This is a genomic window from Paludibacterium flexuosum, assembly GCF_037076605.1.
Classification (GTDB): Bacteria; Pseudomonadota; Gammaproteobacteria; order Burkholderiales; family Chromobacteriaceae; genus Paludibacterium.
Genome location: NZ_AP029060.1, coordinates 1,417,505 through 1,432,896, shown reverse-complemented (window position 1 = coordinate 1,432,896; position 15,392 = coordinate 1,417,505). Strand labels below are relative to the sequence as shown.

At 62.0% G+C, this 15,392-nt stretch carries 16 protein-coding genes; 11 read left to right on the top strand and 5 right to left on the bottom strand.

Going from position 1 to position 15,392, the window contains the following annotated elements; genetic code table 11:
* The first annotated feature begins 90 nt into the window (after positions 1-90).
* The 11 genes from rpsA to zapE all read left to right on the top strand — a co-directional run bounded on the left by rpsA (position 91) and on the right by zapE (position 10,456).
* Entirely contained in the window at positions 91-1,773 is a 1,683-nt protein-coding gene (gene rpsA, locus AACH39_RS06780; protein ID WP_215782656.1) for a 30S ribosomal protein S1, read from the top strand.
* A gap of 8 nt (positions 1,774-1,781) precedes the next feature.
* A complete protein-coding gene (locus AACH39_RS06775; protein WP_215781722.1) occupies positions 1,782-2,108 on the top strand; it encodes an integration host factor subunit beta in 327 nt (108 codons plus the stop codon).
* A gap of 197 nt (positions 2,109-2,305) precedes the next feature.
* Positions 2,306-2,632 carry a hypothetical protein gene (locus AACH39_RS06770; protein WP_338621168.1) on the top strand — a complete coding sequence of 109 codons (327 nt, stop codon included), beginning with the start codon at positions 2,306-2,308 and terminating at the stop codon, positions 2,630-2,632.
* A gap of 158 nt (positions 2,633-2,790) precedes the next feature.
* Positions 2,791-3,081 carry a LapA family protein gene (locus AACH39_RS06765; RefSeq protein WP_215781726.1) on the top strand — a complete coding sequence of 97 codons (291 nt, stop codon included), beginning with the start codon at positions 2,791-2,793 and terminating at the stop codon, positions 3,079-3,081.
* 46 nt (positions 3,082-3,127) lie between these two features.
* Positions 3,128-4,291 (top strand): lipopolysaccharide assembly protein LapB, encoded by a 1,164-nt coding sequence (lapB, locus tag AACH39_RS06760; protein WP_215781729.1) that lies wholly within the window; start codon positions 3,128-3,130, stop codon positions 4,289-4,291.
* A gap of 16 nt (positions 4,292-4,307) precedes the next feature.
* Positions 4,308-5,054, top strand: a complete 747-nt coding sequence (gene pyrF, locus AACH39_RS06755; RefSeq protein ID WP_338621167.1) for an orotidine-5'-phosphate decarboxylase — start codon at positions 4,308-4,310, stop codon at positions 5,052-5,054.
* Positions 5,051-6,370, top strand: a complete 1,320-nt coding sequence (locus tag AACH39_RS06750) for a UDP-glucose/GDP-mannose dehydrogenase family protein (protein ID WP_338621166.1) — start codon at positions 5,051-5,053, stop codon at positions 6,368-6,370. Before pyrF ends, AACH39_RS06750 begins: the two co-directional genes overlap by 4 nt.
* Positions 6,371-6,378: 8 nt before the next feature.
* Complete coding sequence (gene rfaE1, locus AACH39_RS06745; protein ID WP_215781736.1) at positions 6,379-7,347, top strand: D-glycero-beta-D-manno-heptose-7-phosphate kinase; 969 nt, start codon at positions 6,379-6,381, stop codon at positions 7,345-7,347.
* Positions 7,348-7,356: 9 nt separating this feature from the next.
* Complete coding sequence (gene rfaD, locus AACH39_RS06740; protein ID WP_215781738.1) at positions 7,357-8,355, top strand: ADP-glyceromanno-heptose 6-epimerase; 999 nt, start codon at positions 7,357-7,359, stop codon at positions 8,353-8,355.
* Positions 8,356-8,367: 12 nt separating this feature from the next.
* The gene (gene cysM / locus AACH39_RS06735) at positions 8,368-9,288 is read left to right on the top strand and encodes a cysteine synthase CysM (RefSeq protein WP_338621165.1); all 921 of its coding nucleotides are present in this window, start codon (positions 8,368-8,370) and stop codon (positions 9,286-9,288) included.
* 10 nt (positions 9,289-9,298) lie between these two features.
* A complete protein-coding gene (gene zapE / locus AACH39_RS06730; RefSeq protein ID WP_215781740.1) occupies positions 9,299-10,456 on the top strand; it encodes a cell division protein ZapE in 1,158 nt (385 codons plus the stop codon).
* A gap of 74 nt (positions 10,457-10,530) precedes the next feature.
* Here the strand turns inward: zapE and AACH39_RS06725 are convergent, their stop codons facing one another.
* From AACH39_RS06725 to AACH39_RS06705, 5 genes are read right to left on the bottom strand one after another with little or no spacing between them, the layout of a single operon-like run.
* Positions 10,531-11,250: a transporter substrate-binding domain-containing protein gene (locus AACH39_RS06725; protein ID WP_215781742.1), complete on the bottom strand. Its 720-nt coding sequence runs from the start codon at positions 11,248-11,250 to the stop codon at positions 10,531-10,533.
* A 50-nt stretch (positions 11,251-11,300) separates the two neighbouring features.
* Complete coding sequence (locus AACH39_RS06720; RefSeq protein WP_338621164.1) at positions 11,301-11,738, bottom strand: biopolymer transporter ExbD; 438 nt, start codon at positions 11,736-11,738, stop codon at positions 11,301-11,303.
* Positions 11,739-11,741: 3 nt separating this feature from the next.
* A complete protein-coding gene (locus AACH39_RS06715) occupies positions 11,742-12,446 on the bottom strand; it encodes a MotA/TolQ/ExbB proton channel family protein (protein WP_252346184.1) in 705 nt (234 codons plus the stop codon).
* A 12-nt stretch (positions 12,447-12,458) separates the two neighbouring features.
* A complete protein-coding gene (locus tag AACH39_RS06710) occupies positions 12,459-13,151 on the bottom strand; it encodes an energy transducer TonB (protein WP_338621163.1) in 693 nt (230 codons plus the stop codon).
* Positions 13,152-13,154: 3 nt separating this feature from the next.
* On the bottom strand, positions 13,155-15,299 hold the full coding sequence (locus AACH39_RS06705; protein WP_215781749.1) for a TonB-dependent siderophore receptor: 2,145 nt from the start codon (positions 15,297-15,299) through the stop codon (positions 13,155-13,157).
* Positions 15,300-15,392: the final 93 nt, after the last annotated feature.

The following is a 15,392-nucleotide window of genomic DNA, read 5'->3' as shown; positions in this document are numbered from 1 at the left end:
CGATGCATGGTGCGTCGGGGTGTATGACAAACCCTAACCCGCATGCCGTGAGGCATGCAAATGTGAGTACTCTTAATGACCTCCCTCACCATGGAAAACTTTGCCCAGCTGTTCGAAGAAAGCCTCTCTCTTCACGACATGCGCGTAGGCGAAGTGATCACCGCTGAAGTGGTTGCCGTTGATGGCAATTTCGTGACCGTCAACGCCGGCCTGAAGTCCGAATCCCTGATCCCGGTTGAAGAATTCAAGAACGACAAGGGCGAAGTTGAAGTCGCCGTCGGCGATTTCGTCACCGTGGCGATCGATGCACTGGAAAACGGCTTCGGCGAAACCAAGCTGTCGCGTGAAAAGGCCAAGCGTCTTGCTGCCTGGGTTGAACTGGAAGAAGCGCTGGAAGCCGGCACCATCCTGGGCGGCCTGATCAGCGGCAAGGTCAAGGGTGGCCTGACCGTCATGGTCAACGGCATCCGTGCCTTCCTGCCGGGTTCCCTGGTAGACGTTCGTCCGGTGAAAGACACCACCCCGTACGAAAACAAGCAGATCGAATTCAAGGTCATCAAGCTGGATCGCAAGCGCAACAACGTGGTTGTTTCGCGCCGCGCCGTGCTGGAAGCGACCCTGGGCGAAGAGCGCAAGGCGCTGCTGGAAACCCTGAAGGAAGGTGCTGTCGTCAAGGGTATCGTCAAGAACATCACCGATTACGGTGCCTTCGTCGACCTGGGCGGCATCGATGGTCTGCTGCACATCACCGACCTGGCATGGCGTCGTGTGAAGCACCCGTCCGAAGTGCTGGCTGTTGGCGATGAAGTCGAAGCCAAGGTCCTGAAGTTCGACCAGGAGAAGAACCGCGTTTCGCTGGGTCTGAAGCAACTGGGCGAAGATCCGTGGGTCGGCCTGAGCCGTCGTTACCCGGCCAGCACCCGCCTGTTCGGCAAGGTGACCAACCTGACCGACTACGGTGCCTTCGTTGAAATCGAACAAGGTATCGAAGGCCTGGTACACGTGTCCGAAATGGACTGGACCAACAAGAACGTACACCCGTCCAAGGTGGTTCAAGTTGGCGACGAAGTCGAAGTCATGATCCTCGAGATCGACGAAGACCGCCGTCGTATCAGCCTGGGCATGAAGCAGTGCATGGCCAACCCGTGGGACGAATTCGCCCAGAACTTCAAGAAGGGCGACAAGCTGAAGGGCGCGATCAAGTCGATCACCGACTTCGGTGTGTTCGTCGGCCTGCCGGGCGGCATCGATGGTCTGGTACACCTGTCCGACCTGTCCTGGACCGAAACCGGCGAAGAAGCCGTCCGTCGCTTCAAGAAGGGTGACGACGTGGAAGCCGTGGTGCTGTCCATCGACGTGGAAAAGGAACGCATCTCCCTGGGCATCAAGCAACTGGAAGGTGATCCGTTCAACAACTACGTTGCCATGAACGACAAGGGCGCTCTGGTCAAGGGTACCGTCAAGGCGATCGATCCGAAGGGTGCCGTTGTGGCCCTGGAAGAAGACGTTGAAGGCTACCTGCGTGCTTCCGAAGTGGCTCGCGACCGCGTTGAAGACATCCGCACCCATCTGAAGGAAGGTGATGAGGTTGAGGCTGTGATCATCGCTGTGGATCGCAAGAACCGCTCGATCAGCCTGTCGATCAAGGCCAAGGATGCTCAGGAAGAAACCGCTGCCCTGAAGGGCCTGCAGTCCGAGAACGTGACTGCCGGTACCACCAACCTGGGCGCGCTCCTGAAGGCCAAGCTGTCCTCCGGCAATAGCGCAGAGTAAGCGGCAAAATGACCAAGTCTGAGCTGATTGCGAGACTGGCTGAACGCCTGGCTGAGCGCAATTCTCAGTTGGTCTACAAAGACGCTGAGCTGGCCGTCAAAACCATCCTGGATGCGATGGCCAGCAACTTGTCCCAGGGCGAGCGCATCGAGATTCGCGGTTTCGGTAGCTTCGATCTGAACTATCGTCCGCCGCGAGTCGGGCGCAATCCCAAATCGGGAAGTAGCGTCTCGGTTCCTGAGAAGTATGTTCCGCATTTCAAGGCGGGCAAGGAACTGCGTGAACGCGTCGACCTGTCGCTGGAATTGCAAACGCCGGTTCGGGAACCCTCCTGAGGGTTGCCAAACCGATCCGCCTGCCGGATCGAAAACAAACCCCGCCTTTGTGCGGGGTTTGTCATTTTTTGCCCGCTCACCGCGAGCGCGGCCAGAACTTTCCCTGCGTGGTCAGGACTATTGACGTGCTTTTGCCTTGGTTACAGGCAAACCCACAGAAACCCATGTCCGAGAGAAGAATCATGCAGAGAAACAGGATGAGCAAACTGATTTGGTTGGTGTTGTTGCTGGCCGGTTGCGCCAGCCCCAAGGCGACGGTCATGCGCTACGAGACGGCCATCGTCTCGCAGTACTATGCCGATTCGCCGCAGGAGGCGGAGAAGGTGGCCCTCAAGTCGGCGCAGGAATATTGCCATCAGCGCGCGGGCGAGGTGGTGCTGGTCAGCAACGAGACCAGTTACAAGGGGGAGATGAATCAAACCATTAATACCGCGCTGAGCAAGGCCGGTAGTGTCATTCCCCTGGTCGGACTGCTGACGGAAGACAAGCCTTATCAGGCCAAGCTGACCTTCCGTTGCCACTAGCGGTGCCATATCAGCCCTCTGTGTCGCGGCGCAGAGGGTTTCGGGCGTTTTGTGCGCCAGTCAGGGCATGAATTGCATGTTCTTTGATTAGACGGACTTGGGTTGCTTACCATGATCGTTTAAACTTGCGAATTAGTCTCTTTCAGCAGAGGAAATCCATGCGTTACCTACTGAGGATCGTCGAGCTGGCGTTGCTGGTGTTGTTGATTGCCATCACCGTGCAGAACAGCCACATCGTCGAGTTCAAGTTGTTCTTCGGGCAAAGCTGGAGCGCACCGCTGATCGTTTTTCTGCTGGGCTTTTTCATTGCCGGGGCTGCAGTCGGTCTTCTGGCAACCTTCACTTATTACCTGCGGATGCGACGCGAGCTGTCGCAGCTGAAAAAAGAACTGCGTCAACGGCCGCAAGGCCAGGTTGAATCCGACCCGAGCGACGCCCTGGCGGATTGATATCACGACACGCTGAGCGATCCCGCACCCGAAAAGGAAGCTGTTTTTGGAACTCGATCTCTGGTGGCTGTTGCTGCTACCTGTGTTTTTCTCATTGGGCTGGCTGGCTGCCCGCGTCGACATGCGCACGGTGCTCAAGCAGGCCCGGCAGGTGCCTGCCGGTTTCTTTCGTGGTCTGGATGCCCTGGTTGAAGACAAGACCGATGTGGCCGCGCGTGCCCTGGCCGAAGTGGCGCGTGAACAGCAGCAATCCGGGCTGGAGCTGCAACTGACCCTGGGCAAGTTGTACCGCAAACGGGGCGAAAATGACCGTGCCATCCGGCTGCATCAGCGCCTGCTCGACAGCAGCGACTTGCCGGTCGAGCAGCGCGACAAGGTGCGTTTCGAGCTGGCTCAGGATTTTCGCAAGGCCGGACTGGTGGATCGCGCCGAAGAGATTCTGCTGAAGCTGCTCGGCGGCAATATGGGGCTGGCCGCCCGTCGTCAGCTGCTGGATATCTATCAGCAGGACCGTGACTGGCAGAAGGCCATCGAAACGGCGCGCGAGCTGCAGAGCGATGTGCATTCCTTCCAGCACGAAGTGGCGCAATTCCATTGCGAGCTGGCGCAGGGCGAGCTGTACAAGTCGCATTACGGCACCGCACGCGAGCATGCCCTGGAGGCACTCAAGATCAATCGCAAATGCGTCCGCGCCAGCCTGTTGCTGGGCGACATCGAATTTGCCGAGGGCCAGACCGAGGCGGCCATTGCCGCCTGGCAGGGGATCGAGAAGCAGAACTACGAATACCTGTCGATGGCTGCCGAGCGGCTGTTCGATGCCTATGAAAAACTCGGGCGACCGCAAGAGGGGATTGCCCTGCTGCGTGGCTATCAGAAAACCTTCCCCCAGCTGGACATGACCGACATGCTGTACCAGAAGCTGTGCAGCTTCGGTAATGAGGCCCAGGCGCTGGAGTCGGTGCGCGAAGCGGTACAGGCACGCCCCTCGCTGTCGGGCGTCTATCGTCTCATCGAGGCCCAGATGGATGCCCTGTCGCCGGAAGGGCGCATGGATGCCGAAGTGGCCCGTGCCCTGATCGCCAAGCATGCCCAGAGACTGTCGGTGCATACCTGCCGCTGCTGCAATTTCCGTTCGCGTGCCTTCTTCTGGCATTGCCCGGCCTGCGGCGAGTGGGAAAGCTTCACCGCCAATCGTTCGGAAACCCACTAAACCTGGACGCACACACATGAACCCATTGCTGTCGGCCGAACTGGCGCTGGAAACCCGCTCCCCGGTCATCGTGGCGCTGGACTTCCGCGATGCCCATGCTGCGCTTGATTTTGCCGCCCGTCTTGATCCGGCTGACTGTCGGGTCAAGGTCGGCAAGGAGCTGTTTACCGCCTCCGGGCGTGAGCTGGTGGAAAGCCTGGTGCTGCGTGGCTTCCAGGTGTTTCTCGACCTCAAGTTTCACGATATTCCCAATACCGTGGCCCAGGCCTGCGCCATGGCGGCCGATGCCGGGGTCTGGATGGTCAACGTCCATGCCGGTGGCGGCCGGCGCATGATGACGGCGGCGCGCGAAGCACTGGCCAATCTGAGCCAGCGACCGCTGCTGATCGGCGTGACGGTGCTGACCAGCATGGAGGCCGCAGATCTGGCCGAGGTCGGCATCAGCGTCAGCCCGGAAGAGCATGTCATGCGTCTGGCGACCCTGACACACGATTGCGGCCTGGATGGCGTGGTGTGCTCGGCACAGGAAGCGCAGCTGCTCAAGGCCCGCCTTGGTCCCCAGTTCAAGCTGGTGACCCCGGGTATCCGTCTTTCCGACAGTGCGGCAGATGACCAGCGCCGCGTCATGACCCCGACGGCCGCGCTGGCCGCCGGCGCCGACTATCTGGTGATCGGCCGTCCGATCACCCGCGCCGACCAGCCTCTGCAGGTTCTGCGCAAAATCAATTCCGACATCGAACTCTTCAGAAAGAAACAATCATGAAAATTACGGTTATTGGTTCGGGCTATGTAGGCCTGGTAACCGGCACCTGCCTGGCCGAAGTCGGCAACCATGTTTGCTGCCTCGACCTGGACGCCAAAAAAATCGCCACGCTGAAGCAGGGTGGCATTCCGATCTTCGAACCGGGCCTGGATGATCTGGTCCGCCGCAATGTCGAAGCCGGCCGTTTGACCTTTACCACCGACGTTGCCGAATCCGTGGCCTTTGGCGAAGTACAGTTCATTGCCGTTGGCACGCCGCCGGATGAAGACGGCTCTGCCGACTTGCAATATGTCATTTCCGCCGCGCGCAACATCGGCCGCCACATGACCGATTACAAGGTCGTGGTCGACAAGTCGACGGTGCCGGTCGGTACGGCGGACAAGGTCAAGGCGGCACTGGCCGAAGAGCTGAGCGCCCGCGGCATGGCCATTCCGTTCTCGGTGGTGTCCAATCCGGAATTCCTCAAGGAAGGTGCCGCGATCGAAGACTTCATGAAACCGGACCGCATCGTGGTCGGCGCCGAAGATGAGCGCGCCATCGACACCATGCGTCGTCTCTACTCGCCGTTCCAGCGCAACCATGAGCGTATTTTCTTCATGGACGTTCGTTCGGCCGAGCTGACCAAGTACGCCGCCAACGCGATGCTGGCTACCCGCATTTCCTTCATGAACGAACTGGCCAACCTGGCAGAAACCCTGGGCGCCGACATCGAACTGGTGCGCAAGGGCATCGGCTCCGACCCGCGTATCGGCTATCACTTCCTGTACCCGGGCACTGGTTATGGTGGCTCCTGCTTCCCCAAGGACGTCAAGGCCCTGATCAGCACCGGCAAGGAAAACGGCCACACCCTGCGCGTACTGGAGGCCGTTGAAGAAGCCAACGAGCTGCAGAAGCACCGTCTGGTCGAGAAAATCGAAAAGCGCTTCGGCACGGATCTGAGCGGCCACCGTTTCGGCATCTGGGGGCTGGCTTTCAAACCGAATACCGACGACATGCGCGAGGCCGCCTCGCGGGTCATCGTGCATGAACTGACCGCCCGTGGTGCCGAAGTCGTGGCCTATGACCCGGTCGCCATGGAAGAAGCCCACCGCGTGATCGGCGACAATCCGCGCGTACGCTTTGCTCACGACATGATGGAAGCCGCCGAAGGCGCCGATGCCCTGCTGATCGTCACCGAATGGAAGATGTTCCGCAGCCCGGACTTTGATCTGCTCAAGAAAGTGCTCAAGACGCCGACCATCTTTGATGGCCGCAATATGTACGATCCGCAGTGGGTGCGTCAGCAGGGTTTTGATTACCAGGCCATCGGTCGCTGAGGACACGCATGAGTCTGCTGCAACAACTTTCCCTTGAGCCGGCCAGTCTGTCGGCTCGTCTGGCCGGTGCCCGTGTGCTGGTGGTGGGCGACGTGATGCTGGACCGCTACTGGTTCGGTGATGTCTCGCGCATTTCGCCGGAAGCGCCGGTGCCGGTGGCCCGCATTGCCCGCATGGAAGAGCGTGCCGGCGGGGCGGCCAACGTAGCCCGCAATATCGTCAGCCTCGGCGGTCAGGCCACCATCCTCTCGGTGGTGGGCGACGACGAGGCCGCCACGGCGCTGGAGCGCCTGCTGGTCGAGAAGGGGGTCAACACCTCCCTGCAGCGCGACGCCAGCATCTCCACCACCATCAAGCTGCGTGTGGTGGCCCGGCAGCAACAGCTGATCCGGCTGGACTTCGAAGATGCGCCCAGCCACGAGATCCTGGCGGCCAAGCTCGACGAGTATGAAAAAATCCTCGCCGACCACGATGTGGTGATTCTGTCCGACTATGGCAAGGGCGGGCTGACCCATGTGGCCAAGATGATCGAACTGGCGCGGGCGCACGGCAAAGCCGTACTGATCGACCCCAAGGGTGACGACTACAGCAAATACGCCGGCGCTACGCTACTGACCCCGAACCGCAGCGAATTCCGCCAGGTGGCCGGCAGTTGGCGCGATGATGCCGAACTGGCCCGCAAGGCCGAAACCCTGCGCGCCGAATTGAATCTCGATGCCCTGCTGGTGACCCTGAGCGAAGCCGGCATGACCCTGTTCAGCGCCAGTGGCGCCCTGCACCAGCCGACCCTGGCGCGTGAGGTGTATGACGTTTCCGGTGCCGGCGATACCGTTATCGGCACGCTGGGCCTGATGCTGGCTGCCGGTCTGCCGCTGCCGCAGGCCATGTCGCTGGCCAATGCCGCCGCCGGCATCGTGGTCGGCAAGCTGGGCACCGCCGTCTGTCGTCAGGAAGAACTTTTTGCGCTGCAAGCCTAAGGAGCAGACATGACTATCGTTGTTACCGGCGCGGCCGGTTTTATCGGTTCGAACATCGTCAAGGCGCTGAACCAGCGTGGCGAGACCGACATCATCGCCGTCGATGATCTGACCCGTGGCGATCAGTTCCGCAATATGGTCGATTGCGACATCAGCCACTATCTCGACAAGCATGACTTCATGATGATGCTGGCCGAAGGCGAGCTGGATGGCGAACTGCGTGCCGTGATCCATCAGGGTGCCTGCTCCGACACCATGAATCACGACGGCAAGTACATGATGGAAAACAACTATCAGTACACCCTGTCGCTGTTCAATCACTGCCAGGGCGAGGCCATTCCCTTCCTGTATGCCTCCAGTGCCGCGGTCTATGGCGCCGGGACCACCTTCGTCGAGCAGCGCGAACACGAGTCGCCCCTCAACGTCTACGGCTACTCCAAATTCCTGTTCGACCAGGTGCTGCGCCGGCGCATGGCGGATGGCCTGACTGCCCAGGTGGCCGGCTTCCGCTACTTCAACGTCTACGGCCCGCGCGAACAGCACAAGGAGCGCATGGCCTCGGTGGCCTTCCACAACTTCAACCAGTATCGCAAGGAGGGCAAGGTCAAGCTCTTTGGGGGCTGGGATGGCTGGGGCGACGGCATGCAGAGCCGTGACTTTGTCTCGGTGGAGGACGTGGTCAAGGTCAACCTGTTCTTCCTGGACCACCCCGAGTTGTCGGGCATCTTCAACCTCGGTAGTGGCCGGGCGCAGCCGTTCAACGACGTCGCCGTGGCGACCGTCAATGCCTGCCGCCGTCATGAAGGCCTGCCGGCGCTGAGCCTGGATGAGATGGTGGCGCAGGGGCTGCTGGAGTACATCCCGTTCCCCGACGCGCTCAAGGGCAAGTATCAGAGCTTCACCCAGGGCGACATCAGCAAGTTGCGCGACGCCGGTTACACGGCACCGATGCTCAACGTCGAGCAGGGTGTGTCGCGCTATGTCGACTGGTTGATCAGCAAGGAATAAGCCCCGGGCCGGATGCCTCATCCGGCTTTTTTTATTCTGGAGCCACCGGTGTTCAAAACCCTCGAAGATTACGTCGGCCAGACCCCTCTGGTCCGGCTCAAGCGCCTGCCTGCCGGGCGCGGCAATACGCTGCTGGTCAAGCTGGAAGGTAATAATCCGGCCGGTTCGGTCAAGGACCGTCCTGCACTCTCCATGATCCGTCGTGCCGAGGCGCGTGGCGACATTCGGCCTGGCGACACCCTGATTGAACCGACCAGTGGCAATACCGGGATTGCCCTGGCCATGGCGGCTGCGATGATGGGCTATCGCATGATCCTCATCATGCCGGAGAACTCGAGTGCCGAGCGGGTGCAGACCATGCGCGCCTATGGCGCCGAGGTCCTGCTGACCCCGGCGGCGCAATCGATGCCCGGTGCCATTGACCTGGCACGGCAGATGCAGTCGGAAGGTCGCGGGCTGATTCTCGATCAGTTCAGCAACCGGGATAACCCCGAGGCCCACTACGAAGGAACAGGTCCGGAAATCTGGCAGCAAACCGATGGCCGGATTACCCACTTCGTCTCCAGCATGGGCACTACCGGCACCATCATGGGGGTCAGTCGCTACCTCAAGCAGCAAAATCGCGACATCCAGATCATTGGCGTCCAGCCCGAGCCGGGCAGCCAGATTCCCGGCATCCGCCGCTGGGAAGATGATTATCTGCCGAAGATCTGTGAGTTTCAGCGCATCGATCGCCTGATCCTGATCGACCAGCAAAGGGCAGAAGACACCGCCCGCCGCCTGGCGCGTGAAGAGGGCATCCTGGCCGGCCCTTCCTCCGGCGGCGCGCTGGCGGTGGCCTTGCAGCTGGATGCCGAACTGGAAAATGCCGTCATCGTCAGCATCGTCTGTGACCGCGGCGACCGCTATCTGTCGACCGGCCTGTTCGCCTGAAAGGAAATCCATGGCGCAACATGCCTATTCCCCTGCCGAGAGCGGCCAAAGCCCCCGGGCCTGGTACCAGGCTGCCCTGGCGCGCGACGGTTTCATCCATGATCCGGCACAAGCCGCTGCCATCGAGCGGCTGACCGACCTGTGGCAGCGCCTGCTGGAGTTCAAGGCCCGGCGCGACCGCTTTCTCGGGCGCAGCCTGCGCAATCCGCCGGTGCCCAAAGGGCTGTATCTGTGGGGAGGGGTAGGGCGCGGCAAGAGCTTCCTGATGGATGCTTTTTTCCAGTGCGTTCCCTACCGGCGCAAACGCCGCGTGCATTTTCACCACTTCATGGCGGAAGTGCATCGCCAGCTGCAAACCCTGACGCAGGAGACCGATCCGCTGCTGATCGTGGCGGATCGCATCGCCAAGACCACCCGGCTATTGTGCTTTGACGAGTTCCACGTCAGCGACATCGCCGATGCCATGATCCTTTACCGCCTGCTCAGTGCCATGTTCGAGCGGGGTGTGGTGCTGGTGGCGACCTCCAACTACCCGCCCTCGGGGCTTTACCCCAATGGCCTGCAGCGTGACCGCTTCCTGCCGGCCATCGCCCTGATGGAGTCGCAGCTGGAAGTGATTACCGTGGATGGCGGCAATGACTATCGCCTGCGCGAACTGGCGCGGGCGGACTTGTTTCAGGTGCCGGCCGATGCCGCCGCTGAAGCCAGCATGGATGCCATGTTCAGCCGACTGACGCTCGAAGCCACCCCGCTGGCCAACGACATCGAGCTGTTCGGTCGGCACATCCCGCTGCGGCGTCATGCTCCCGGAGTCATCTGGTTCGACTTTGCCGCCCTGTGCGGCGGTCCGCGCTCACAGACCGACTACCTGGAAATTGCCCGCGACTATCACACCGTCTTCCTGTCCGGCATCCCGGCGCTGAGCGCCGCCCAGGCGGCCGAAGCGCGCCGTTTTACCTGGCTGATCGATGTGCTGTACGACCACCGGGTCAAGCTGGTGGCGTCTTCGGCCGTGCCGGCCGAGCAGATCTATGTGGATGGTGTGCAGGCCAGCGAATTCTTCCGCACCGCCAGTCGCCTGACCGAGATGCAGACCGACAGCTACCTGGCCTTGCCCCACCTGGTCGACGAATTTCAGCTCGACCCGTCCCGCAGTGTCGCCCTGTAAGCCGCCACCCCCATCACCCGGGGTCAGGTCTTGTTTTTTGCATCGAGATGCAAAAAACAAGACCTGACCCCGGCTTATGGCAGGACGTAGCGGTAGTCGTGCTCTAGTCGGGCGATGGTGCCGTCCTTGCGCATGTTGTCGAGAATGCTGCGCCAGCGCTGTACTTCACTGGCGCTCATGTCCAGTGATGCCGCCAGATAGAGCGTGCTGCGCATCAGTACTTCCCCCTTGAGCAGATCTTCAACCGGCAGACCAGCCTCGCGCTGGGCCTGCAGGGCGGTGTTCCAGGCGACCGCCCAGGCACCGATATGGCCGTTGGCCAGCATGGCTGCATTGGTGGTTTCGTAGGTGACCACACTCAGTCTGGACTGTGGGATGTGGCTGGCCAGCTCCTGGCCGACCGAGTTGCGCATGACCCCGATCAATTGTCCGGTCATGGCGCTTCGGCTCGGCGGGTTGGGGTTGACCTTGCGATTGCCGACCAGCACAAAGGCTTCGTCCATCAGGGGCGCCACCCACTGGTAACGCGATTCGCGTGCGGGGGTACGGCCGGGAGGGACCAGCAGATAAGGGCCTCCGGGCTGGGTGGCCAGGACCATGGCACGGATGAAGGGGTAGACCGTGACGTGGTCATCGGTCCCGGCGCGACGTGCGGCCTCGCGCAGAATGGCCACCGCCAGCCCGCCCTGCTGGGTGACGAAGGGGGGGACTTCGGCGCCGATCAGCGTCACCGCCGACGCACACGGGCCGAGCAGAGACCACAGCAACAGCCAGCAACCGGCGCATCGCCTCATGACACCCCTCCGTCGGACATGCTTTCGTTATAAGCGCTCGCCAGCCGGGGTCAATGGGTATCGTGTGACGGTGCCTCGGCCTGAGTCATGAAATTCAGCTGCGCCAGCCCGCTCTGTTGCGCCAGGGCCATCAGGGTCATGACATGGCGATACTCGGTGCGCTGATCGGCGCGGATGCGTACCTCGGTGCGCGGCGACTGTGCGGCCAGGGTCCTGAGCCTGTCGGCCATGGCCGCACTGTCCACGGCGGTGCTGTTCCAGAAAAAGCGGCCATCCTGTGTCACCGACAGGGTGACGGTCTGCGGCGTGGCCGGCGCCAGCGGCGTCGCGTTGGCCTGCGGCAAGTCCAGTTTCACCGCCTGGCTCATCACCGGCAGCACCAGCATGAAGATCACCAGCAGCACCAGCATGACGTCTACCAGCGGCGTCATGTTGATTTCACTCAGAACCTCCTCCTCGGAGGAGGACAAACCCTGTTTGAATGCCATGGCTCAGCGCTCCCGCAATGTGACCGGCTGGGTGGTACTGCCGGTGAGTGAGTAAGCGTGCAGCTGGCGGGCGAATCGCTGCAGCCGGCCGATCACTGTGCGATTGACCCGGGTGAAGGCGTTGTAACCCAGTACGGCCGGAATCGCCACCGCCAGACCGAATGCGGTCATGACCAGGGCTTCGCCGACCGGGCCGGCGACCTTGTCCAGCGAACTCTGCCCGGCTGCACCAATATTCACCAGGGCGTGATAGATGCCCCAGACCGTGCCGAACAGTCCGATGAAGGGGGCCGTGGAGCCGACCGAGGCCAGGATGGACAGACCACTTTGCAGGCTCTGGCCGCACTCGTCGATGGCGCCACTCAGGCTTTCGGTCAGCCAGTCGGTCAACGCCAGCTGCCCGTGCAGGTCCTGCTGATTGTCGCGGTGGTGTTGTACGGCCTGGCGGCATTCCAGTGCCAGCAGACGATACGGATTGGCGACACCATCACCCGCCTGGCCCAGGGTGGTCAGCCCCTGTTCGAAACTGCTGGCATGCCAGAAGCCGGCCATGGCCCGTGCTGCGCGCCGCAGCTGCCACCAGCGAGTGGCATGCAGCAGGATCAGAGACCAGCTGGCGAGTGACATGCTCAGCAGGACGAGCGCCACCAGTCGGATGGTCAGATCACTCTGAGCCCAGAGTTGGTCGAGATGCAGTGCAGAAGACATGTAAACCTTTCACTAATTGGATTCATCGATCGAAAAACGGATCGGCTGGCTATAGCGGTAATCGATGGCGACGCCCGCTCGCCGTGCCGGACGGTAATGCCAGCGGCGTACCGCAGCCAGGGCCGCCTCATCCAGCCGCGGGTAGCCGCTGCTGCGCTGCACCGCCACCTCCGCCACATTGCCATTGGCCAGAATCAGCACCGACAGCACCACCACGCCTTCCTCTCCCAAACGTTGAGACAAGGCCGGGTAGGTCGGGTCCGGGTTATTCAGCCCGGCGGCCTGGCTCATTGGGGGGGACACCGGGGCCTCCGTCGCCGGGGCCCTGGATTCCGCGACCGCCGGCGCCGGGGGGGCGGCCTGCGGGGCGGGGGCCGGGTGGGGGGCTGCCGCTGCCGTGTGGCTGACCGTTCGGACCGGAGGAAGCGCCCGGCTGTGCGGTGTCGTGGTGGCCGGTGACGGCCGCACCGGTCGGCTTGCTGCGGTCACCGGCGGGGCGGCCGGAGCCAGCGTGGCCACCAGCCGCCCGGTCACGGTGGGGGGGGTGACCGGGGCAGGCGCCTGCCGCGGCCCCGAGGACAGCCACCACAGCGCCAGGGCATGCAGCAAGGCGGTGAGCAGCAGGCAGCCCAGGGGCTGCGGTCGCCAGCCGGGCCGGCGTCGCAGGGCAAGGATCATGGGAATGGTCTGACCTTGAGACGCCATGGCTTACCACTGATAGCCAAGGGTGGCACTCAGCGTGCGTTTGCTGCCGTAGTAGCAGTAAGTCAGGCTGTCGTAGCAGCTGGCCACATAAGTACGGTTGAACAGGTTGTTGGCGGACAGGCGCAGCGTGGCCCCCTGCCAGGCCGGGCTCATGCGCCCCAGGTCGTAGCGCAGGGCCAGATCCACCAGGGTGTAGGACGGCAGGCGAGTGGTGTTGGCGCTGTCCGCCCAGCTCGGACCGGTGTAGCGAATCCCGCTGCCCAGGCCCAGACCGCTGGCGAAGGCATAGTCTACCCAGAGCGAAGCCATGCGAGACGGCGAACCAAACGGGGTGTTGCCTTGTTGCGGACCCTGATCGATGCGCAGGCGGTTGAAGGTCATGCTGGCCATCAGTGACCATTGATTCCCGATACGGGTCTTGCCCTCCAGTTCAATGCCGCGCGAGGTCACCACGCCGACCGGCTGGTAGGTCAGCGTGATCGGGTTGTAATAGGCCAGGTTCTGCTGGCGCAGGTCATAGCTGGCGATACTCAGTTGGGTCTGCCCGCCGGCCGGCTGATACTTCAGGCCCACTTCCTTTTGCCGGCTTTGTTGCGGTGCCAGCAGTTGACCGTCGCTGCCGGTGGCATACGAGGCGTTCGGGTCAAAGCCCTCGCTGTAATTGAAGTAGGGCGTCAAGCCGTTGGCCGCCTCATACAGCACGCCGGCGCGGGTTGTCACCTTGCTGCCGTTCCACTCGCTGCGGCTGCCACTTTGCGGGTCGTCGGTATGCACCCGCGCCTGATCCTGGCGTACACCCAGCGTCAGACGCCAACGATTCCAGGCCATCTGATCCTGGGCATAGATCCCGGTCTGCAGGTTGTCGTGGTTGAAGTATGACGGGGCGCCAAAGGTGATGTTGCCGCTGTCGTATTGCGGTGCCGACGTATCCAGCGAGTCGGCGCTGCCATAGCGGTTATAGCCCCCGTTGCGCATGCGGCTGCTGTCCACCCCGACCAGCAGGGTGTGCTGCACCGCGCCGGTGGTCAGCTTGCCCTGCAACTGGTTGTCGATCAGGAAGGTCTCGCCATGCTCTTCGCCTTGCGAGGCTGCCCGGTTCAGTACCGAGCTGCCGGCACCGGCCCAGCCGGTCTGATAGACCTGCAACTGACTGACCTTGCTCTTCTGGTAGCGCAGGTTCTGGCGGAATTGCCAGTCGCTGTTGAAGTCATGCTCAAACTGATAGCCGAACATTTGTTGCTGGCGGTGCATGCCATCCCCGCTGGCGCCGTCATCGAAGCTGGCTGGCAGCCTGCTCCCCTGATGATTCACCCCCGAGCCTTCCCAGGGCACCGAGCCGTGATAACCGGTGGAGGGTTCGTGCTGCAGGTAGGCCTGCAACAGCAGCCGGTTCTGGCCGTCGATGCGCCAGCTCAGCGATGGCGCCACGGTATAGCGTTCACTCTGCGCCAGCGTCTGCTGCTCATTGCGGCGCTGCCCCTTGACCACCAGGCGGTAGTCCAGATCCGGCCGGTCATTCAGCGGACCGGTGATATCGAGTCCCAGCCACTGCTGCTGGTTGTTGCCGATGCCGACTTCGAGCTGGTGCAGCGGCGAGGACAATGGTCGTTTGCTGGTCAGTGCCACCAGACCGCCGGGCGAGGATTGGCCATACAGCACCGAATCCGGTCCGCGGACCACATCCATGCGCTCAACAAAGAATGGATCGACTTGCGGTGAATTGCTGCCCTCCGGATCGCCCGCCAGGCGCAGCCCGTCCAGCCACTGATTGTTGTTCATGTGTCCGTTGAAGCCGCGCAGCACGATGTAGTCGTAGCGGCTGCTGGAACCGATGGCATTGCTGAACACCCCTGGCGTATAGCTCAGCGCCTCGGACAAGGTATGCGGTGCCTGATCTTCGATCTGTTGCCGGGTGATGACTGAAACCGAGTGATCGATCAGTACCCAGGGGGTGTCGGTCTTGCTGGCTGCCGCACTGCTGCCGGCGCTGTAGCCGCTGGTGGGCGACTGGGCGGTTGCCGGGCTGGCTTTGACCGTGACGGTCGGCAGGGTGGCTGCTTCATCGGCCAGGACCAGGCTGCTCATGCTGGCCAGGTTCAGGGCGAGGACCAGTTTGGTAAGACGGGAAGGGAAGGGTGACGGAGACATACGGATCTTTCGCTTCTTTCTGTGCTGTTGGTCTGAAAACAATTTCGAGAAATTGTATTGATAATCATTCGCATTTACAATAGTATGCTCTTG

Bases quoted from the DNA above. Each gene is read 5' to 3' on its own strand.
- rpsA (WP_215782656.1), top strand. From the start codon at position 91: ATGGAAAACTTTGCCCAGCTGTTCGAAGAAAGCCTCTCTCTTCACGAC.
- AACH39_RS06775 (WP_215781722.1), top strand. From the start codon at position 1,782: ATGACCAAGTCTGAGCTGATTGCGAGACTGGCTGAACGCCTGGCTGAG.
- AACH39_RS06770 (WP_338621168.1), top strand. From the start codon at position 2,306: ATGAGCAAACTGATTTGGTTGGTGTTGTTGCTGGCCGGTTGCGCCAGC.
- AACH39_RS06765 (WP_215781726.1), top strand. From the start codon at position 2,791: ATGCGTTACCTACTGAGGATCGTCGAGCTGGCGTTGCTGGTGTTGTTG.
- pyrF (WP_338621167.1), top strand. From the start codon at position 4,308: ATGAACCCATTGCTGTCGGCCGAACTGGCGCTGGAAACCCGCTCCCCG.
- AACH39_RS06750 (WP_338621166.1), top strand. From the start codon at position 5,051: ATGAAAATTACGGTTATTGGTTCGGGCTATGTAGGCCTGGTAACCGGC.
- rfaE1 (WP_215781736.1), top strand. From the start codon at position 6,379: ATGAGTCTGCTGCAACAACTTTCCCTTGAGCCGGCCAGTCTGTCGGCT.
- rfaD (WP_215781738.1), top strand. From the start codon at position 7,357: ATGACTATCGTTGTTACCGGCGCGGCCGGTTTTATCGGTTCGAACATC.
- cysM (WP_338621165.1), top strand. From the start codon at position 8,368: ATGCCTCATCCGGCTTTTTTTATTCTGGAGCCACCGGTGTTCAAAACC.
- zapE (WP_215781740.1), top strand. From the start codon at position 9,299: ATGGCGCAACATGCCTATTCCCCTGCCGAGAGCGGCCAAAGCCCCCGG.
- AACH39_RS06725 (WP_215781742.1), bottom strand. From the start codon at position 11,250: ATGAGGCGATGCGCCGGTTGCTGGCTGTTGCTGTGGTCTCTGCTCGGC.
- AACH39_RS06720 (WP_338621164.1), bottom strand. From the start codon at position 11,738: ATGGCATTCAAACAGGGTTTGTCCTCCTCCGAGGAGGAGGTTCTGAGT.
- AACH39_RS06715 (WP_252346184.1), bottom strand. From the start codon at position 12,446: ATGTCTTCTGCACTGCATCTCGACCAACTCTGGGCTCAGAGTGATCTG.
- AACH39_RS06710 (WP_338621163.1), bottom strand. From the start codon at position 13,151: ATGGCGTCTCAAGGTCAGACCATTCCCATGATCCTTGCCCTGCGACGC.
- AACH39_RS06705 (WP_215781749.1), bottom strand. From the start codon at position 15,299: ATGTCTCCGTCACCCTTCCCTTCCCGTCTTACCAAACTGGTCCTCGCC.